This window comes from Finegoldia magna ATCC 29328, from assembly GCF_000010185.1.
GTDB lineage: Bacteria > Bacillota > Clostridia > Tissierellales > Peptoniphilaceae > Finegoldia > Finegoldia magna_H.
The window spans coordinates 1,344,962-1,366,073 of the sequence record NC_010376.1 but is presented as its reverse complement, the minus strand read 5'-3'; the positions used below and the strand labels follow the sequence as shown (position 1 = coordinate 1,366,073).

At 32.0% G+C, this 21,112-nt stretch carries 22 protein-coding genes; 21 read left to right on the top strand and 1 reads right to left on the bottom strand.

What is annotated here, in order from left to right:
• Positions 1 to 10 precede the first annotated feature (10 nt).
• The 14 genes from FMG_RS06615 (at position 11) to FMG_RS06550 (ending at position 14,475) form a co-directional block, all read left to right on the top strand.
• Positions 11 to 733 (top strand): hypothetical protein, encoded by a 723-nt coding sequence (locus FMG_RS06615; RefSeq protein WP_227930506.1) that lies wholly within the window; start codon positions 11 to 13, stop codon positions 731 to 733.
• A 154-nt stretch (positions 734 to 887) separates the two neighbouring features.
• Positions 888 to 1,400: a phosphatidylglycerophosphatase A family protein gene (locus FMG_RS06610; RefSeq protein WP_012290931.1), complete on the top strand. Its 513-nt coding sequence runs from the start codon at positions 888 to 890 to the stop codon at positions 1,398 to 1,400.
• 8 nt (positions 1,401 to 1,408) lie between these two features.
• The gene (locus tag FMG_RS06605) at positions 1,409 to 2,296 is read left to right on the top strand and encodes a hypothetical protein (protein ID WP_012290930.1); all 888 of its coding nucleotides are present in this window, start codon (positions 1,409 to 1,411) and stop codon (positions 2,294 to 2,296) included.
• Positions 2,262 to 2,960, top strand: coding sequence for a hypothetical protein (locus tag FMG_RS06600; RefSeq protein WP_012290929.1), 699 nt, complete (start codon positions 2,262 to 2,264; stop codon positions 2,958 to 2,960). The genes FMG_RS06605 and FMG_RS06600 overlap by 35 nt, the downstream gene beginning before the upstream one ends.
• A 33-nt stretch (positions 2,961 to 2,993) precedes the next feature.
• Positions 2,994 to 3,461, top strand: coding sequence for a methylated-DNA--[protein]-cysteine S-methyltransferase (locus FMG_RS06595; RefSeq protein ID WP_012290928.1), 468 nt, complete (start codon positions 2,994 to 2,996; stop codon positions 3,459 to 3,461).
• Between the two features lie 94 nt (positions 3,462 to 3,555).
• Entirely contained in the window at positions 3,556 to 5,316 is a 1,761-nt protein-coding gene (locus FMG_RS06590; protein ID WP_012290927.1) for a DUF4153 domain-containing protein, read from the top strand.
• Between the two features lie 88 nt (positions 5,317 to 5,404).
• On the top strand, positions 5,405 to 6,421 hold the full coding sequence (locus tag FMG_RS06585) for a threonine aldolase family protein (RefSeq protein ID WP_012290926.1): 1,017 nt from the start codon (positions 5,405 to 5,407) through the stop codon (positions 6,419 to 6,421).
• Positions 6,422 to 6,955: 534 nt separating this feature from the next.
• On the top strand, positions 6,956 to 8,533 hold the full coding sequence (locus FMG_RS06580) for a peptide ABC transporter substrate-binding protein (protein WP_012290925.1): 1,578 nt from the start codon (positions 6,956 to 6,958) through the stop codon (positions 8,531 to 8,533).
• 8 nt (positions 8,534 to 8,541) lie between these two features.
• Positions 8,542 to 9,468: an ABC transporter permease gene (locus FMG_RS06575; RefSeq protein ID WP_012290924.1), complete on the top strand. Its 927-nt coding sequence runs from the start codon at positions 8,542 to 8,544 to the stop codon at positions 9,466 to 9,468.
• Positions 9,469 to 9,477: 9 nt separating this feature from the next.
• Positions 9,478 to 10,395 (top strand): ABC transporter permease, encoded by a 918-nt coding sequence (locus tag FMG_RS06570; protein WP_002837145.1) that lies wholly within the window; start codon positions 9,478 to 9,480, stop codon positions 10,393 to 10,395.
• Between the two features lie 11 nt (positions 10,396 to 10,406).
• Positions 10,407 to 11,642 carry an ABC transporter ATP-binding protein gene (locus FMG_RS06565; protein WP_012290923.1) on the top strand — a complete coding sequence of 412 codons (1,236 nt, stop codon included), beginning with the start codon at positions 10,407 to 10,409 and terminating at the stop codon, positions 11,640 to 11,642.
• Positions 11,643 to 11,651: 9 nt separating this feature from the next.
• Positions 11,652 to 12,827 (top strand): ABC transporter ATP-binding protein, encoded by a 1,176-nt coding sequence (locus tag FMG_RS06560; protein WP_002842355.1) that lies wholly within the window; start codon positions 11,652 to 11,654, stop codon positions 12,825 to 12,827.
• A gap of 149 nt (positions 12,828 to 12,976) precedes the next feature.
• Positions 12,977 to 13,621: an HAD family hydrolase gene (locus tag FMG_RS06555; protein ID WP_012290922.1), complete on the top strand. Its 645-nt coding sequence runs from the start codon at positions 12,977 to 12,979 to the stop codon at positions 13,619 to 13,621.
• A 5-nt stretch (positions 13,622 to 13,626) separates the two neighbouring features.
• The gene (locus FMG_RS06550) at positions 13,627 to 14,475 is read left to right on the top strand and encodes an aminoglycoside 6-adenylyltransferase (RefSeq protein ID WP_012290921.1); all 849 of its coding nucleotides are present in this window, start codon (positions 13,627 to 13,629) and stop codon (positions 14,473 to 14,475) included.
• A gap of 29 nt (positions 14,476 to 14,504) precedes the next feature.
• On the opposite strand, the gene FMG_RS06545 is transcribed toward FMG_RS06550, so the two are convergent.
• The gene (locus FMG_RS06545) at positions 14,505 to 14,876 is read right to left on the bottom strand and encodes a DUF6483 family protein (RefSeq protein WP_002837151.1); all 372 of its coding nucleotides are present in this window, start codon (positions 14,874 to 14,876) and stop codon (positions 14,505 to 14,507) included.
• A gap of 92 nt (positions 14,877 to 14,968) precedes the next feature.
• Between FMG_RS06545 and aroF the strand changes: the two genes are divergently transcribed.
• The 7 genes from aroF to aroQ are packed head-to-tail and all read left to right on the top strand — an operon-like array spanning position 14,969 to position 21,094.
• Positions 14,969 to 15,970 (top strand): 3-deoxy-7-phosphoheptulonate synthase, encoded by a 1,002-nt coding sequence (gene aroF / locus FMG_RS06540; RefSeq protein ID WP_002837259.1) that lies wholly within the window; start codon positions 14,969 to 14,971, stop codon positions 15,968 to 15,970.
• Complete coding sequence (gene aroB / locus FMG_RS06535) at positions 15,958 to 16,989, top strand: 3-dehydroquinate synthase (protein WP_012290920.1); 1,032 nt, start codon at positions 15,958 to 15,960, stop codon at positions 16,987 to 16,989. The genes aroF and aroB overlap by 13 nt, the downstream gene beginning before the upstream one ends.
• Positions 16,979 to 18,175 carry a 3-phosphoshikimate 1-carboxyvinyltransferase gene (aroA, locus tag FMG_RS06530; protein WP_041250609.1) on the top strand — a complete coding sequence of 399 codons (1,197 nt, stop codon included), beginning with the start codon at positions 16,979 to 16,981 and terminating at the stop codon, positions 18,173 to 18,175. The genes aroB and aroA overlap by 11 nt, the downstream gene beginning before the upstream one ends.
• Positions 18,159 to 19,250 carry a chorismate synthase gene (aroC, locus tag FMG_RS06525; RefSeq protein WP_012290918.1) on the top strand — a complete coding sequence of 364 codons (1,092 nt, stop codon included), beginning with the start codon at positions 18,159 to 18,161 and terminating at the stop codon, positions 19,248 to 19,250. The genes aroA and aroC overlap by 17 nt, the downstream gene beginning before the upstream one ends.
• Complete coding sequence (locus tag FMG_RS06520) at positions 19,226 to 19,477, top strand: chorismate mutase (RefSeq protein WP_002842394.1); 252 nt, start codon at positions 19,226 to 19,228, stop codon at positions 19,475 to 19,477. Before aroC ends, FMG_RS06520 begins: the two co-directional genes overlap by 25 nt.
• The gene (locus FMG_RS06515; protein ID WP_012290917.1) at positions 19,474 to 20,685 is read left to right on the top strand and encodes a shikimate kinase; all 1,212 of its coding nucleotides are present in this window, start codon (positions 19,474 to 19,476) and stop codon (positions 20,683 to 20,685) included. Before FMG_RS06520 ends, FMG_RS06515 begins: the two co-directional genes overlap by 4 nt.
• Positions 20,666 to 21,094: a type II 3-dehydroquinate dehydratase gene (aroQ, locus tag FMG_RS06510; RefSeq protein ID WP_012290916.1), complete on the top strand. Its 429-nt coding sequence runs from the start codon at positions 20,666 to 20,668 to the stop codon at positions 21,092 to 21,094. The genes FMG_RS06515 and aroQ overlap by 20 nt, the downstream gene beginning before the upstream one ends.
• Positions 21,095 to 21,112 lie beyond the last annotated feature (18 nt).

Genomic DNA, 21,112 nt, shown 5'->3' with positions numbered 1-21,112 from the left:
GGGAGTATTTATGAAAAGATTACATAAGTTTTTAAAATTTTCGGTTGTTTTATTATTTGCGATAATATTTCTAGCATCTTGTAGTAAAAATAATGTGGAAAAAGAAAATATCAAATTAACTGAAGAACAACAAAAATGGGTTGGAAATTACTTTGAACAAGCTTTTAAAGGGATAAAGACAGGAAAAGATAGAAAGCTTACAGATGACGAGGTCAATCAAATTAAAAAAGTATTTGTGGAAAAATTTCCTGGATCAGAATTTGATGGAAATATAAACATAACTTCGAATTTCTTCAAGGCAGGAAGTTACAACGATCCAAAAGAAATAGATTTGGATAGTTTTATCAAATATTTTCCAAGTAAAGTCTTGGAAGAAAATTCTGATGAATTCAAAACTACTCTTGAAAAATTGAAAAAACTAGATAGTTTTTCAGAATTCGAATTATCAGCTAAACTAATGCCGTTAGTTGAAATAGACAAAAATCTCGTAGATGCTACGTTGAAAAAATACGCAGGGATTGTTTCAGACGATGTTAAAAGCAAAGGAATGTGCTTGTATTTGAAAGAAAACAACGCTTATTATACATTTGTAAGCGATGTTGGCATAGGCACTTTTTATCCAAATGAAGGAGAAATCAAAGGCAATGATTTGGTATTAAAAAACAACTATGCGACTCTTACACTTGAAAATAAGGACGGAAATTACTTTATAAAATCATATATTGAGAAATAATTTACACGAAATGGCTCCAAAAAATAGGGGTCATTTTTAATATTTCCTGATATTTTTGATTAAAAATTTGAAAATCATTATTTATGATAAAAATTAGTGTAAAACTCTTGAATTTTGGGTAAAATATAGTATAGAGATATTACTAGGAGGTAGCATGGGCAGAAAAAAAGTTTCAGAATATCCTTATACTATTCAAGAATTAAAAGAAATTACAATTCGCCAATTGCAAGAAAGAGGCGTTGAGATAGAAGATATTTCAAAAATAGTGTTTACTTTACAAGAAAAATACTATCCTAATTTGACGATGCAACTTTGCACTGAAAATGTAGAGAGAGTTCTAGAAAAACGAGAAGTGCTGCAATGCGTTTTGACAGGGATTGCAATCGACAAGGCTTGCGACAAGAAATTATTTGACGATCCTATTCAAAAGATTATTGAATCAGATGAAGGTCTTTATGGAATCGATGAAGTGTTGGCTTTGTCTATTATTAACGTGTACGGTTCGATTGGTTTTACTAATTTTGGGTATTTGGATAAGGAAAAAATCGGAATTATAAAGGAATTAGACGTGGAAAAAACTGATTGCGTTAACACGTTTTTGGATGATATAGTGGCTGCGATTGCAGCGGCTGCGGCAAGTAGATTATCTCATTCGAGATTTAAATAGGAGATTTTATGTATACGATAGATAACATAAACAAAAAAAGAAGATTCAAGAAGATTGACTTGGATTGTAGCCTTGAAATAGAAGAAGGTTACATATATTTGTTTACAGGTCACGACAAAAATATTGATGAGTTGTTCGATATTTTAGGTTCTTTTACAACTAAATACAATGGGGAGTTTTTGTACGGCTTTGAAGAAAAAGAAAACGTACTAAAGAATCCAAAGCTAACTAATGAAGTTGAATTTTCAACATTTTTACAAGATTACAATTCTTCTATGAAGGTGAAGAAGTATCTTAAATTAAAGAAGAAGTTGAGCCCTTATTTTGATGAAGAATTTGTGGATTCTGTTCTTAAAGGATTTGCGATTGATGAATTTGCAAGATTAGAGGACTTGAAGGAAGATTATTGCAACATAGTTCTTATGACTGCGGCACTTGCTACGAACAAAAAAGTTGTGTTGTTGAAAAATTTTGAAATAGCAGACAGGAAACTTTCTTTGGAATTCATAGATATAATGAAAAAACGCCAAGAATTAATCAGAAATACGATTTTGATTTCGGCTCCAATTGTGGAAGAAGTATTCTTTGATTATTTGGTGTTAATGCAAAATGGAAGAATTAAATTCAAAGATTCTAAACACAACATTCTTACAAAAGCGAATGTGGTTCGTGGACCAAAGGAAATTATAACTGCTATGAATTACAAGAGGATTTTGACGAGAACTTCGGATGGATTAGAAGATGAAATTAAAATGTTCGATGATATTAACGAGGATGAACGAATTTTACTTGAAAATAATGGATGTGTAATCAAACAATTACCATTAGATGAATTAATAACAATGATTGAGGAGGGAAATTATGAAAAGACTGTTAAAACAGAAGTTGTCGACTAGTTTGTCGTACGCGTTTTATACCCTTCTGGTATCTGTTGTTATACTTGCAATTATAGGCGGACTTTCCTATTTTAAAATATGGAAATTCGATTTCGGGAAACTTCCACTATTCACATACGTAGTTGCGATGTTTTTGTTCAACACTTTCTATTTTTTGTTAGTAGCAAGCAAAGATTATTTCCAAGATTTTGGAATGAACATCGAATCATCATATCACAGAAAACAAATTAAAAAAGCGACGATATTTGAAAGAATTTTCAACATTGTGTTGGTTTTTGGAATTATAATAGGAATAGTTTATTTGACTAGAATAATGTCAGGATATTTACATGCTAGACAAATCGAAATTTATTACGATAAGATAGGAGTGTTCACAAAAGGTTCATTGTTGTCATACATGCCGAAAGTTTTTGTGATTACAACTATATGTAGCCTTGCATTCAATTCACTGATTTTCTTAGCATATAAACTTGGAGCTGTGAAGATATTCATATTATTTACTGCGATTATTATCGCTGTGAATGTGTTCTTCTCAGAATATTTAATATCAGCATTCAAATTATTTAGTGGACTTAATATGTTTGTCTATTTGGGAGCTGGAGTCGTAGCAATTATTTTATCGGTATTATTTACGAACTTCATAAAAGGATTAAATGTAAAATAAAGGAGATAGCTCGGAGCAATCCGGGCTTTTTTTATGAGAAAAATTTATAAATCAAAATTAGGCAATATCCTCATCCAAAGTGATGGAAAAAATATAATAAAATGTGAATTCGTAGATTTTTTCGTAGAAGAAGGTACGGATGAAATAATCGAAAAATGCATATCGTATTTGGACGATTATTTTTCGGGGGAAATTATTGGAAAATTTGAAAATTTTCGTATCGAAAAATCTGATTATGCAACCAAAATATTGATGCTTGTGTACGAGATTCCTTATGGTACAACTGCAACATACACTGACATCAAAGAAAAATACGAAAAAATTTACAACACAAAAACATCTGCTAGGGCAGTTGGAAAAGCTATTGGATCAAATGATTTGATGATTTTGGTACCTTGTCACAGAGTGATAGGCAAAAATAATAAGCTTACTGGATACAAATTTGGTATAGATAAGAAAAAGTTCTTATTGGATATAGAAAAATCAACGAAAAATCTGTGAAATATAAAGAAATGTTTACGAAATTGCAACAAATAATTTCTAGCCGTTTTTCTAATATTTATAGTGATATAATAAAGAAAAGCGGGAGGAAATTATGAAACTAGAAATTTTGAAATCAAAATTACAGACTTTAGTAAAAACAATTAAAATTTATCCTATGGTACTATTTGCTATATTTATCGCTACAATATTTTCAATTATGGAAATATGGAAAATCGAATTTAATGTATTGAACAGCACCTTGATTGTAGATTTGATTATCTCGTCATTGTATTTTGCCATGAGCTACATGATTGTAAAACTTATTATTACGGATAAAAACATAGAAATTACCAATGGCCAAAAAGCTTTGGTGTATGCAATAGTATCTGTAATTATGGGATTATTGTGCTATTTTCTAATAATAAAAGTGGACAAATCACTTTATCTTAAAAACCAAATCACACAAATGGGATTGTTTTTTGCTTTGTTCATTGGAATGTTTGTAGCAGGCCATTTCAACACAGAAATTGATTACGCTGATTATGCGGTCAAAATTATTTTGGCAATAATAGAATCGTTAATTTATTGTGTAACGATTTTCGTTGGAATTGTTGCGATTTTATACACTACAAAAGAATTATTCAAACTAAATTTTAATCTTAGCAATTTAATAGTTACATGTGCAGTAGTAATATTCCTTTTACTAAACGCAACTATAATTTTATCCAAGTTCCCGTTAAAATATTGCGAAGAAAATTTGAAAATAAAATGGCTTACGCCTTTCAAGTTTTTATTTACGAGAATAATTGCTCCATTATTTTTGATATACGGATCGATTTTGCTTCTTTATATAATAAAAGTCGTAGTATTAAAGACAATTCCTAATAATATAATCACAAATCTAATTTTGTGGTATGGATTGCTTTCAGTTGTGGTTTTGTTTGTATCAAAGACAGTAGAAGACAAATTTATAAAAATCTACGATAAAGTTCAACCTTTAATATTGTTGATACTTTCGGGTATGATGTTCTACTCAATAGGTATTAGAATATCGTATTACGGAATAACAGAAGGAAGATATATGGTAGTGATTGGCGGAGTATTTATCGTAATATCGATGATTTACTATTTGTTTTTCAACAAAAAAACATACATCACAATACCTACAACTCTGTTGATATTAACTTTGATATCATCAGTTGGACCAGTTTCTGCGTACAATATAAGTAAAATTGATCAAAAAAACCGATTGGAAAAAATGTTAATTGAAGAAAATCTTCTTGTAAATGGCGAAATAAAACCACAAAAAAATATAAATCCAGCTAAAATAAAAGAAATAAAAGATAAGCTTGACTATTTTACAAGAAAACACTCAGCAAAAGAATTGGCTTTTTTGGATGAAAAATTCACAACTTCGGAAATAAATATGAAAAGAGTATTTGGGTTTAGAGGCGATGAATTTGAATCTTTGTATGGTAAAAATAGATTTTATGCAAACAATAAATTAGAAATTGATACAACAGGATACGATAGACTTCTAGAAAACATAGTATTCGAATACGATTTTACTAATCAAAGCATAAATAACACTGGAAATCCAGAAGTTACGTTTTCTAAAAAATCAAACGTAATTGTTATACAATACAAAGGCAAAAAAATAGGTAAACTAAATATCGAAAAATTTAGAAACAAATTAGAAGATTTCTGGAATGAACAAGGTCCCGATATTGACACGGAAAATCCTGATTTATCCATTGTAGATGAAGGTGTGATTGGCGAAACTAAATATAAAACTATACTTGAAAGAGTGGATAGTTTTTATGATAGTGGACAAAAAATGACTTATCAAATCAAATGTTTGTACACAAAATAATTGAATAATATTCTTTACAAAATTTTATCTAGTGTTATAATAAATCTGTATTTTAACAAATTAATTATTGTCAATTGAGGAGAAAATTATGTATAATTTTAACTGCGATTATCTTGAAGGAGTTCATCCAAACATTATAAAAGCACTTGAAGAAACCAACATGGTACAACAACAAGGATATTGCAACGATGAATACACTCATCAAGCAAAAGAACTCATAAAAAGGAAAATTTCGGATCAAGATGTTTACTTCTTGCACGGTTCTACAGCTTGCAATAAACTTTTAATCAAAACATCTTTAAGACCGTTTGAAAGCGTTATTGCATGTGACAATGCACACATAAACACATTAGAAACTGGCGCTATTGAAGATATTGGTCATAAAATAGAAATAGTAGAAGATGAAGATGGATTATTAATTCCAGAAGTAATAGATAAGTTTGTCTCAGAAAGAATGAATGATCCAGCGTATTTCCATAAACCAATTCCTAAAATGGTTTACATAACCAATTCATCGGAGTCTGGAACAATTTATACTAAAGAAAGACTTATGGAAATCAGAAAAGTTTGTGACAAACATGGATTGTATTTATTTATGGATGGTGCAAGACTTGCGTATGCTCTTGCTGCAAAGAACAACGATTTAACACTAAAAGAAATCTGCGATATAGTAGATGCGACATATGTTGGTGGAACAAAATGTGGTGCGATGTTTGGAGAAGCGTTGATATTAAACAATGATGAATTCAAACTTCATTTCAAAAATTACATAAAAGGTTCGGGAATGTTAATTGCCAAATCCAGATTTTTAGGAATTCAATTTAGAGAATTATTCACTGACGATTTGATATTCAAATTAGCAGAAAAAGCTGATGAGCAAGCTGACAGAATTAGACACAGACTACAAGAACAAAATTATGAATTAGCTACACAATCAACCACCAATACGATATTCGTAAACATGGATTATGAAAGATATCACAGATTAAAACATAAATATAATTTTTGCGAAAACTACAAAACAGATGATTATATCAATATAAGAATTTGTACATCTTGGTCTACCGAAGAGCACATGGTAGATGAATTGATAAAAGATTTATAAAAATGCGACCATAAAAAGGTCGTATTTTTTAATGGGATTAAAAAATAAAAAAATATTACAAATAAGTTACAATGATTTAGAAAAATTCACTAAATGCTTTGACACTATAAATTCCTAAAATATCTCATTTTTTATGTACATAATTCCATTAAATAAATATTTCACACAAAAACACAAAAATATTAGAAAAAAATGTTAAAATATTTCACTCAGAACAGATATGATAATAAATATCAAATGATAATTTTATGAAAACAATATCTCAATAAAATACAGAATATTACAAAAATATTTCAATTACACAAAAGAAAAATAAAACGAAACATTTTATAAAAAAACAGAACACGATAATAAAATAACAATTTAATATTAAAATATTTGAAAAAAACGTTCTTCATGTTATCATTTTCATAAATTCATGTTATAATGAAATTACGAAAAGCGTGAAGACTAGAACTTATTGAATCTCAAATATGTATTCACGATTAATTCGGATTTTCTCATATGATTAAAATATTTAAGGAGGAATTGTAAATGAGAAACAAGAAAAGGTTTGTTGCCTTGATGTTAGCCGGCTTAATGGTTGCTGGTACAGCATGTGGAAATGGAGGATCAAAAGACGGAGGAGCTAAAGGAGAAAACACAGTATATAATACTTTCTTAAGCGCTGACCCAGACTCTATAGATGCTCAAAAAGGTAGCGATATGTATGGTAATACAATTGTTAATAACGTATATGAACCACTTATTAGATTAGTTCAAAACGACGATTTAACATTGAAACCAGAAGCAGCAGCAGCTAAAGAATGGAAAGTTTCAGAAGATGCCATGACTTATACATTCACATTACGTGATGGATTGAAATGGCAAGATGGACAACCATTAACTGCAAAAGACTTCGAATATGGTATTAAGAGAACTGCAGACCCTAAGACTGGTTCTGGTTCATCATTCTTACTAGCTGATATAGCTAACTTCCAAGAAGTTAACGAAGGAAAAGCTCCATTGGATAAATTAGGAGTTAAAGCTCTTGATGACAAAACTTTGGAAATTAAATTAGGTGCTCCAGCACAATACTTCATTAACATCGTTCCTTTCAGAGTATGTTTCCCACAAAGAAAAGATATAGTTGAAAAACACGGTGAACAATTCGGATCTGAAGCTAACACAATCGTTGGTTGCGGACCTTTCAAATTAACTGAATGGACTCACAACTCTAAATTAGTTCTTGAAAAGAACAAAGATTACTGGAACAAAGACAAAGTTAAATTAGAAAAAGTTAACATAAGAGTTATCACTGATACAAACACAATGATGAATGCTTTCCAATCTGGAGAAGTAATGAGTGTAAGTACTAACAAACCAGAATGGACTTCTAAGTTCGATAAGAGAGAAGGAACTAAGACTCAAAAAGTTGATATTCCAGCAGTTGACTACTTTGCAGTTAACCACCAAGATAAATTATTTAAGAACAAGAAAGTTAGACAAGCATTCAACATCGCTTTAGACAGAGAAGGTTTCAACAATACAGTTCTTAAAGGTAAATCAGCTCCAGCTTATTTCTGGGTACCAAAAGCTATTACAATTAACGAATTGAAATACAGAGAAATGGCAGGTAACCCTGTTAAAGAAATGGCTGACAAATTAGGCGATCCTAAAGCTTTATTATCTGAAGGTCTTAAAGAATTAGGAATGGATCCAGATCCAACTAAATTAGAAGTAAGCTTAATTATGACTAACTCACCAGACTTGAAGAAATTCGGTGAATATTTCCAACAAAACTTCCAAAATAAACTTGGAGTTAAAGTTAAATTGGAAATGATGGAATGGGCTATCCTTTCTGGTAAAATCAACAAAGGTAATTACCAAATGGGATACTTAGCATGGACTGCTGACTACAACCACCCATCAGCAATGATGTCTCTATTCACTTCAAGTGCTAACGCAGTTAGAACTGGATGGAAGAGCCCAGAATATGATAAATTAATCAGAGACGCTGCCAAAGAAAAAGACGAAAAGAAACAAGTTGAATTGTATAAGAAAGCTGAACAAATCCTAGCTGATGAAACAGTTATTATTCCAATAATTTCTGGTACTACTAATTGTATATAGGAGGACTCATGTTAAAATATCTTATAAAGAGAATCTTGTATATGTTGCTTACATTATTTGTAATCACAACAGCAACATTCTTCTTGATGCATAATATTCAAGGGGATCCATTGTCTGCGATGGGTAAGACTCTTCCAGAGCAAACAATCAAAAACTACAAAGCAAGATACGGTTTGGATAAGCCAGTATCAACACAATATGCAATATTTTTAAAAAATGCATTGCACGGTGATTTAGGTGCATCATACAAATATCCAGGTAGAGAAGTAAAAGCAACAATAGCTCAAACTGCTCCAGTATCTGGAAGAATCGGTGGTCAAGCCATGGTAATAGGTATTACTATTGGTATTATTTTTGGTATTCTTGCGGCTTTAAATAGAGGTAAAGTGCCAGATTATATTATCAGTGTATTAGCTATTTTAGGTATTACTATACCGGTATTTATTTTGGGGGCTCTTTTACAATACGCTTTCGCAGTAAAATTAAACTGGTTTCCAACTTCAGGATATGGAGACGAGATTAAATATACAATTTTGCCTTCAATAGCATTATGCTTTGGCTCTATAGCTACATATGCTAGATATATGAGAAGTAATGTATTGGAAGTTTTGAACGAAGACTACATACTTACTGCAAAAGCAAAAGGTGTATCAGGCTTCAATGTAATTAGAAAACACGTTTTTAGAAATGCTATCCTTCCTATCATCACAATTATAGCTCCACAAATCGTTGGTATCTTTACAGGATCATTCATTATTGAAAGTATGTATTCTATACCAGGTTTAGGAAGCTACTTTGTAAACTCTATAACTGCCAGAGATTATCCTATGATTATAGGTACAACAATTTTCTATGCATTCTTGTTCTTAGTATCTCAATTAGTTGTAGATATTTTATATGGTATAGCAGATCCAAGAATTAAAATTATAGATTAGGGGATTAGTATGGAAAAAATAGATCAAAGCAAATTTAAAAGACTTACAGATGACGATAGAACATCTGAGTTTATAGCAAGACCTGTAGTAACATACTGGTCTGACGCTTGGAGAAGATTTAAAGAAAACAAAGCAGCTTTAGTTGCATTTATTATATTAGTATTTTTAATTGTAATGGTTATCATTGGACCAATGTTAACAGGATATTCTCACGAACAATTAGTAGGAGAAGTAAACTTATCACCAAGTGGAAAATTCTGGTTCGGTACTGACGAACTTGGAAGAGATATCTTCACAAGAATTTGGAGAGGTGGTAGAATTTCCATCATAATAGGTCTTGCAGGTGCTATTATCGGTACTGTAATTGGTTCTATTTATGGTGCGGCTTCTGCATTCTTTGGTGGAAAAGTTGATACATTAATGATGAGAATTGTAGAAATTTTGATTTCTATTCCTTACCTTTTATTAGTAATTATTTTAAGATTGGCTTTAAATTCAAATGGTGTAGGAACTCTTATCTTAGCCATGACTATTACTGGATGGTGTGGTCTTGCGAGACTTGTAAGAGGTCAAATTCTTTCATTAAAAGAACAAGACTATATCATGGCAGCTCGTGTATTGGGTGTTAGCAACAAAGATATCATTATCAAACACCTTATTCCAAATACTTTGAACGTAATACTTGTATCAATTTCATTTGATATTCCAGGATATATATTTGGTGAAGCTTTCTTAAGTTACTTGGGACTTGGTGTACAACCTCCAGAAACTTCTTGGGGACTTATGTGTTCACAAGCTCAACAAGTATTCCAATTTTATCCTTATCAATTGTTTTTCCCAGCTCTAATGATCGGGTTAACAATGCTTTCATTTACTTTGTTAGGTGATGGTTTGAGAGATGCGCTTGACCCTAACCTTAGACAGTAGGAGGAAAAAACATGAGCAAGAATAAATACAAAGATGTAGACGAATTAAAAAGAGAACAAAGTCTTTCAGAAGAAACATTTGTTGAAGAAACTGCTATTGATGAAAATGGTGAAGTTGAAACAACAACTAAGTTTGTTTCATCTGAAGTTGTAGAAGATATAGTTAACGAAGAAAATAATATGAACGAAAAAATAAATTTATCAGAAGAAATTACAAGAACTGCAAGAGTAGCTAAGGATTACACTAACAGACCAAAAGTAATTGAAGTAGATAACTTGAATGTATCTTTCAATACTTACGCTGGAGAAGTAAAGGCTGTAAGAGGCGTAAGCTTTGACATTTACGATGGAGAAGCGTTGGCCTTAGTAGGTGAATCTGGATGTGGTAAAACAGTAGTAAGTAAGTCTATACTTCAAATTTTACCTCAATCAGCAGTTATCAAAGAACCATCTTCAATTAAATATATGGATGAACAAGTTCTTAAAATGGACAAAAAGAGATTGAGACAATACAAGGGATCTGATGTATCTATGATATTCCAAGACCCTATGACTTCTCTTAACCCAACAATGAAAATAGGTAAACAAATTACAGAATCACTTTTATTGCACACTGATTTATCAAAGGATGAAGCAAAAAAAGAAGCTGTTAAATTGTTAAAGACTGTAAATATTCCTAATGCTGAAGAACGTGTTAAACAATATCCACACGAATTATCTGGTGGTATGAGACAAAGAGTTATGATTGCCATTGCATTGGCATGTAACCCTAATGTTATTTTAGCTGACGAACCAACTACAGCACTAGATGTAACAATTCAAGCACAAATTTTGGATTTGATGAGAGAATTGAGAGACACTAAAAACACTTCTATAGTTCTTGTAACTCACGATTTAGGTGTAGTAGCTGACTTTGCAGATAGAATTCAAGTAATGTATGCCGGTGAAATTATGGAAACTGGTACTGTACAAGAAATATTTAAGGATGCACATCACCCATACACATGGGCATTGTTGATGAGTGTTCCAAGACTTGACTCATCAAAAGATAATGAATTGTATTCATTAGGTGGAACTCCACCAGATTTATTGATGGAAATTCCAGGATGTCCATTTGCTGCAAGATGTGATTATGCAATGCAAATTTGTAGAGAAAAGAAACCGCCTGAAACAAGATACTCAGATCATCATGTTTGCAGATGTTGGTTGACACATGAACAAGCACCAAAAGTTGAAAGACCTTATTAGGAGTGAATTATGTCAGAAACTAAAGTTATTAAAGATAAAAACATAGATTATTCAAACAGAGAAGTGCTTGTTGATTTAGAAAACTTAGATAAGTTTTTCAAAGTTGGTAAGAACAAGACTTTAAAAGCTGTTGAAAATGTAAATCTTAAAATATATAAAGGGGAAACTTTCGGACTTGTAGGAGAATCTGGATGCGGTAAAACTACATGCGGCAGAACTGTAATTAACTTATACGATCCTACAAATGGTAAAGTTATATATGAAGGAAAAGATACTTCAAAATTGAGCGGTAAAGAAAGACAAGCTTTCAAGAAAAAAGCTCAAATGATTTTCCAAGACCCATACTCATCTCTAGATTCTAAGATGACAATAGGCGATATTATTGGAGAAGGTATCAGAGTTCACTTCCCTGAAATGAAAGAAAAAGATATCCAAAACAGAATTACAGAATTATTAAAAACTGTAGGACTTAACGCTGAACACGGAGCTAGATTCCCACACGAACTATCTGGTGGTCAAAGACAAAGAATTGGTATTGCCAGAGCTTTGGCTGTAGAACCTGAATTTATCGTGTGTGACGAACCTATCTCAGCTCTTGATGTAAGTATTCAAGCACAAGTAGTAAACTTGCTTATTGAATTACAAAGAGAAAAGAAATTAACTTACCTATTTATTTCACACGATTTGTCAATGGTAAAACACATTTCAGATAGAATCGGCGTAATGTATTTGGGTAGTATGGTTGAAGTATCTTCAAACACAAAGATTTATCATCAACCACTACATCCTTACACTAAAGCATTGATTTCTGCAATTCCTATTCCAGATCCAGATGTTTCAAGTGAAGGCCGTGTTAAATTACAAGGTGAAATTCCTTCACCAATAAACGCGCCAGAAGGATGTAAGTTCTGTACAAGATGTAACTACGCAATGGAAATCTGTAAAAAAGACAGACCAGTTTTACAAGAAATTTCCGATAAGCACTTCGTAGCATGTCACTTATTTGATAAAGGCTTAGAAGAAGGATTAAGAGCGATGAAAGAACAAGACGCAAAGCTTAGTCGTACGACACCTGTTGAAGCTGAAGAAAATGTTGAAGAAACAACAGCAGAAGCTGAAATGGACAAGAGATTAGAAGATGAAGCTCAAGCTAGAAACATCGATTCTACAGGAATGACAAAATAAATTACAAACCTCGCCAAGTGCGAGGTTTTCTTTTGCCCAAAATTCAAACACAAAACGAAATATATGATAAAATAGTCATTGGTGCAAATTTTATTTTATTATTACGCTTATTTAAATTTGCTATGATATAATAAATCGAGAGGGGAATTATGATTAAGAATATATTATTTGATCTTGATGGAACTATTACAAACTCTTATGAAGGGATTGTAAATGCCGTTAAGTTTAGTTTGGATAAAATAAATTTTAAATATGATGAAAGTAAGCTTATATCTTTTATAGGACCTCCTTTGAAAGACAGTTACATGAATTTGGGTTTTAGTGAAGAAGAATCAAAAGATAGAATTGAAGATTTCAGAGATTATTATTTCAAAAAAGGCATGAAGGAAATGTACTTGTACGATGGAATAGAAGAAACTATACAAAAACTTCACGACAAAGGATATAAAATTTATTTGGCTACAAGTAAAGTTGAATCATCAGCCAAGAAAATTCTTGCGGACAATAATCTGTTGAAATATTTTTCTTATGCTGCTGGTGCTACTATGGATCAATCGAGGGTTGAGAAGGAAGATGTAATAGCTTATTTGATAGATGAAACTGGTATAAAACCAGAAGAATCTATTATGGTTGGAGATAGACATCACGATATTGAAGGGGCAAGGCTTAACAATATTAAGGCGATAGCTGCAGGATATGGATTTGGAAATGAAGATGAATACGAAAATGCGGTTTTTGTCGCTGAAAAACCAGCTGATGTGTATGAATATGTGATTAATCAAAATGATAGGTGATTTGAATGGTTAATAATATTAAAGGAAAAGTTATTGAATTTTCAAAACAAAATGAAGAGGTTAGAAGTCTAATAGAAACTGGAAGAAGACTTAATCCTTCCATAAAAAAAGACGAAAATACTGATTATCATTTTGTTTTCGGAGTAAGTGATTTCGAAAAGTTTAAGGATTCACATTTCATTGAAAGTTTGTTTGGTGATGTATTAATGCTTGAAAAATCTGACAAATTAACTTATACAAATAAAATTAATCCGCATAATATAAGCTACACTATTATTCTCGATGATATTTCGAAAATTAGAATATTTTTCATAAAAGAAAACACGATGCAAGCCTATATTAATGAAGACAGTCAATCGGAAATTTTGCTGGACAAAGACCAAGTTTTGGTTGGAAATAGCACGAAATCGGATGTTTGTTTCAGACAATTAAAGCCAACAAAACACGAATTCGAATCGTTAGTCAATCAAATGTTCATAAATTCATTGAACGTTGCAAAGGGATTGTATAGAAAAGAAGAAATCTACGCCATTCAAATGTTTTATCATGTAAGAGAAAACGTAGATAAAATGACTGGCTACTACATTGGAAGCAATTACGATTTTAATGTAAATATTGGATACAATTACGAATACATCAAGACGTATCTTCCAAAAGAGCACTATGAAAGATATTTGGAAACATATCCGTTACCTGAATTGGAAAACTTGTGGAGTACTTTGTTCAAATCATGTGATCTATTTAGAAAACAAGGACTTCACGTTGCGGAAATTTTGGGATACGAATATCCCAAGAGAGTTGACAGAGATATTATGCAAAAAATTAGAGACATATGGCAAAGATCATACGATTAAAAAAAACTGGTTTATACAAACCAGTTTTTTTATCCCTTAAATATTTCCAAACCAAACATATCACACATATCGTTTAATCCTTGTAGGATTTCGTCACGACTGTAGTTTGATTTTTGAAGTTTTTCGTCGGAAAGTCCTTTTAATTTGTCATAAAATCTAGTAGCAATTGTCGCATACATTAGATTATTTGTCTCTAGCTTTTCGAATAAAATATTTTCTGCATCATTAATTCTATCTTCTTCGATAAGATTTTCCAACAATCTTTCAAATTCGAATGAATCTTTTTGGTATTGTTCATTTTCGTTTAATTTTCTACTTGTTTCCATATCTGTAAATAATTTTTGCAAAAATTCACTTACTACGTTGATTTGTTTTAATAGCCAATCGTTTGATTCTATCATGTTATCACTCTTTCTAAATTTCTCTACTTATATTATACTAAATTTTCAAGTTTTGATATACTATTATTAGAATAAGATTATCGGAGAAAATTATGATAGTAAAATTAAAAAGAAATCCTAACGAAAAGGAAGTAAAAAAATTAATAAATTTTTTAAATGAACAAAACGTCAGAGTTGACGAGACTGTTGGCGATAGATACACGATTATTTCATTGATAGGAGATACTTCAAGTATTGATGAAAAATTAATATCGCGTTTTGATATCGTGGATAAAGTTATTAGAATTGAAGAACCTTTTAGCAAGGCGAATAAGAAAAACCATCCACAACCTAAAATTGTCGATGTAGACGGCGTCAAAATAGGTGACGGGAATTTCTGCGTGATGGCAGGTCCTTGTTCTGTTGAAAGCGAAGAACAAATCATTACAATTGCAAAAAGTGTGAAGGAAAACGGAGCAAATATCCTTCGAGGTGGAGCATTTAAGCCAAGATCATCGCCTTATGCTTTTCAAGGATTAGGTAAAAAAGGAATTGATTTGTTAATTCAAGCAAAAAAAGAAACTGGACTTCCGATTATTACAGAGATTATGGATTTGTCTGACTTGGATTATTTCAACGATGTAGATATGTTGCAAGTTGGAGCTAGAAATATGCAAAATTATTCCTTGCTTAAAGAGTTGGGACGTTCAGATAAACCAGTATTGCTAAAAAGAGGTTTGTGCGCGACTTACAAAGAATGGATAATGAGCGCTGAGTACATTATGACTGGTGGCAACGAAAATGTCGTGTTGTGTGAGAGAGGAATTCGAACTTTCGAAACTTATACAAGAAATACTTTGGATATTTCAGCTATTTCTGTGATGAAAGAATTGTCACAACTTCCTATAATTATGGATCCATCACACGCAAGCGGCAAATATACTTTGATTGAACCGCTATCACTTGCATCGACTGCTGCAGGCTGCGATGGGCTTATGATTGAAGTTCACAATGATCCTGAAAATGCACTTAGCGATGGACCACAATCTGTCACTTGCGAAAGATTTAGAACAATAATGAGAAAAGTAAGGAAATTAAGACAATGTATTCAGTAATCAATGTGAATAATTACGACTGCATGATTGGATTAGATGCTTTAAATCAATCAAGAGATTATTTGAAAAATTTCATAAAATCCAAGGCGATTGTTATTACTGACGAAAATGTGGACAGATATCATCATAAAACATTGGATATTTTACTAGACGATTTGGAAATTGAGCATGAATTTTACGTGATTAAACCTGGTGAATCTTCCAAATGCATATCTGAATACGAAAAAATAATGAATTACATGAGTTTGTCTTATCACAGAAATGACACTGTGATTGCTTTTGGTGGAGGAGTTGTCGGTGATTTGGCTGGATTTGTGGCAGCGACTTTCATGAGAGGAATTGATTTTATTCAAATTCCCACGACTGTTTTGTCAATGGTGGATTCTTCTGTAGGCTCAAAGACGGGAATTGATTTACCAACTGGGAAAAATTTGATTGGTGCTTTTAAAGATCCTGCACTTTGTATTATCGACCCACTTTTACTAAAAACATTGGACGATTACGTATTTGAAGATGGATTTGGAGAAATAATCAAATACGCAATTTGTTTTGATGAGGAATTATTTGACATGATAAGTTCCAGAAGATACACAAAACAAAGCAATTTATCAGAAATTGTAGAAATTTGTGTAACTATCAAAAAGGATATCGTGCTTAAAGATAAATTGGAACAGAACTTGAGGAGATTATTAAATTACGGGCATACATTGGGTCACGCTGTCGAAAAATTATCAGATTATAGTGTGATGCATGGGCATGGCGTAGCTTATGGAATGAAATGCATGGCGAAAAAATACAGCAAAGACTACGACAGGATATTGAATGTTTTGAAAATGTATAATTTAGATGATAGCTATGATTATTCTGTAGATGATGTGTACGATGTAACTCTTCGTGACAAGAAGAACACAAAAGACATGATATCTTTGATAATTTCAGAAAAAATCGGTGATTGTACGATTTTAAGCATGAATAAATCTGATTACAAAAAGGTTTTGAGTGATATTTATGAAGATTAAAACTGACAAATTACAGGGAAAGGTGGATGCTATATCTTCCAAATCATTTGCACACAGGTTTTTGATTTTGGCAAGTGTTGCAGATACAGACACTACTATTATCATTAACGAATTTTCAAACGATATAATGACAACTATTGACTGTTTGAGAAATTTGGGAGTAGAAATCGAAATAAATGAAAACGAAGTTACAGTTCATCCTTCTTTTTTTCAAAAAGATGTGTCTGATATCAATGTGAATGATTCAGGTTCAACTTTTAGATTTCTGTTGCCATTGGTAAGTTTTTTATCACAAAAAACAAATATACAATGTAGCGGAAGACTACAAGATAGGCCGATAAAAGAATTGGTGGATCAATTGAAATTATCGGGTCTTACTTTTAGTGAAGAGAAACTTCCGTTTACGGTTGATGGAACTTTTCACAAAATTGATTTCGAATTTCCAGGCGATGTCTCCAGCCAATATATCTCTGCAATAATGATGATTGCACCACTAATAGGTGGCTGCGAAATCAAATTATCATCAAAATTGGAATCTACTGGATATATCAAAATCACACAAGAATGTTTAAAATTATTTGGTGTAGATTCTGAGATTTTGATCGACAAAGTCATCGTAAAACCAGGTGCATTAAAATCTCCAGGAAAAATCATCGTAGAAGGAGATTGGTCAAACGCAGCATTTTTCTGGTGCGCAAATGCATTGGGTGCAGATATAAAAGTTGAAAATTTGAAAAAGGATTCGGTACAAGCAGACAGAAAAATCGTTGAGTTTCTAGAAAAAATTGAAAATAACGAGGTTTACTGCGAAATCGATATATCACAAACGCCAGATTTATTTGTAATTTTGGCGGTGGTTTTGTCTCAAAAATGCGACAAATCAGTCTTAAAAAACGCCAAAAGATTGAGACTCAAAGAATCGGATAGAATTAAATCAACTTACGATATGTTAAAATCATTCGGCGTAAACTGCGAGATAGAAGGAGATAATCTCGTAATTTACAAATCAGAAATGAAACCTGCAGTTGTAAATTCTTGTGATGATCACAGAATTGTAATGGCAGCCACAATAGCTTCGATCATTACAAAAGAAGTTGAGATAAAAGATTGGCAAGCTGTGAAGAAATCTTATCCATCGTTTTTTGATGAAATAGAAAGGTTGGGTAGCGATGTCATCGATAGGTAAATTAGTTAAGTTAAATGTGTGGGGAGAGTCTCATGGCTCGATGATTGGTGGAGTGATTGATGGAGTTGATCCAGGAATCAAAATCGACTACGAAAAATTGAGGGCACACATGAAAAGAAGATCTCCCGGCAAATCCAACACTACACTGAGAAAAGAATCCGATGAGGTTGAGTTCGTATCGGGGATTTTGAATGATACAACAACGGGTGCTCCACTATCTTTTGTGATTAAAAACTCAGATCATCATTCAAAAGATTATTCAAATATCTATAATACGCCAAGACCATCGCATGCAGACTATCCTGCAACTGTTAGATACAATGGTTTCAACGATATCAACGGAAGCGGGCATTTTTCTGGAAGATTAACTGCAGTGATTAACGTGGCAGGATTTATTGCAAAAGAAATTTTGAAACAACACGATATTTATGTGTTCAGCCACTTGTATTCACTCGGTGATATTGTAGATGAAAGATTTGATGATTTAAAATTTACAGACTACAGTGATTTGAAAAATAAAAAAATCGAAGTAATAAATGATAAAATAATTGATAAAATAGATAAGAAAATAGAAAGTTTAAGAGATAAAAAAGATTCCATTGGATCAAGCGTTGAAACTGTTGTGTATAATTTGAGAGCAGGTGTTGGGGATACGCTTTTTGATTCGATTGAATCAAGATTGTCGCAAAGTTATTTTGGAATTGGTGCAGTAAAATCGGTTGAATTTGGCTTGGGAAAATCATTCGACAAATCAAATGCGTCTGTTGTGAATGACTGCTATTATATTGAAAACGAACAGATTAAAACCAAAACGAATTACAACGGAGGAATACTTGGAGGGATTTCTACGGGAATGCCTATAATTTCCTTAGTTACTTTCAAACCACCTGCATCGATTGGAATAACACAAGAAACAATTGATTTGAGAAATAGAACAAACACTACTTTGACCGTTGAGGGAAGGCATGATCCAAGCATTGGAATCAGGGCTGTAAGTGTTATGGAATCTATCACGGCGTTTGTGATTTACGATTTGTTAAAGGAGTATGGATGGAAAAATTTAGAAAAGAAATAGATGAAATTGATTCTGAAATCGCCAGGTTATTAGAAGAAAGATTTGAGATTTGTTCCGAAATTGGCGAGTTTAAATCAAAAAATAATATTGAAACAGAAGACAAATCGAGAGAAAAGAAAATTTTTGAAAAGATAGATCAAACAGATTTAAAATATCGTGATAATATAAAGGAAGTTGAAGCTAAAATTTTACTAGAATCGAAAAAAATTCAGGATAATTTGAAATGAAATACGGACTATTAGGGAAATCTTTAAAGCACAGTTATTCAAAAGAAATTCACGAACTATTAGGATACTACAATTACGGATATTTTGAAGAAGATGATTTGGATAAATTTTTCAAAAGAAAAGACATCAATGGTATCAATGTAACCATTCCGTACAAAGAAGAGGTCATAAAATATTTGGATGAAATGAGTGACGATGCGAAAAAAATCGGCTGTGTAAACACAATAAAATTCGCCGATACTATCAAAGGATACAACACTGATATCGACGGAATGGAATACATGATTAGTCGAATTGTCAACATAAAAGGCAAAGAAGTCGTAATCTTGGGAGATGGCGCGACTAGCAAAACTGCCGTAGAATGTGCGAAAAGGCTTCAAGCAAGAACTATCAAAGTGATTTCAAGAAAAGGTGAGCACAAGTTTGAAGATGTAGAATATTACAAAAACTGTGACATTTTAATCAACGCAACTCCAGTTGGAATGTATCCGAATAATTTGAAATCAGTTGTAAGAATTGGAAAAATTAAACCAGAAGCTGTGTTTGATGTGATTTATAATCCAAACAAAACTTCTCTATTGATGGATTGTGATAGGCTTAGAATTCCAAACGACAATGGTTTGAGAATGCTCGTGTATCAAGCTGTTAAAGCGTGCGAGATTTTCACTTCTAAAAAAATAGACTTCGATGTTGTAGAAAAAATCGTACAAAAAATTAGAACGAAAAACATGAATATTGCGCTAGTAGGAATGCCAGGAAGTGGAAAAAGCACAGTTGCTAAAATCATCGCAAAAAACACTGGCAAGAAACTTGTGGATATCGACAAAATCATCACGCAAAGATATGGAGATATTAGCGATATATTTGCTGCACAAGGAGAAAATTATTTCAGAAAAATAGAGTCTGAGGTATTGGAAGAATTTTCTAAAGAAAAGAATTTGGTTATCGCAACTGGTGGAGGAGCAGTTACTGTTAAGAAGAATTTTTATTATCTTCATCAAAATTCTGTCGTTTATTGGATTGACAGACCGAACAGTAAATTATCCAGGAAAAATAGACCGATTTATAAAACAAATACTATGCGTGAAATTAGACAAAACAGAAATTATTTGTACCGAAGATTTAGCGACAAATATTTCAACAATTACAATGCAAAAACAACTGCCAAATTAATCGTGGAGGATTTCAATGAAACTATTTATTATTAATGGACCAAATTTGAATATGCTAGGCATAAGAGAGCCTGAAATTTACGGAAAGTTGACACTACAAGACATTGAATCCAAGATAAAATTATACTGCATAAAAAATAATATTGATGTAGAGTTTTATCAATCAAATCATGAGGGAGAAATCGTGGATATTATTCAAAGTGCTTACAAAAAAGCGGATGGAATAATCATCAATCCCGCCGCATACACGCACACTTCTGTTGCGATTTTGGATGCATTGAAAGCTGTGAATATTGACACTGTTGAGGTGCATTTGTCAGATGTTGACGAGAGAGAAATTTTTCGAAAATTTTCTTACGTGTCACTCTTTGCTAAAAAAGTTATAAAAGGAAAAGGTGCAGAAGGATATATCGAGGCTATCGATTTTTTCTTAAATAGAATATAATAGAAGTATGAAAAATCA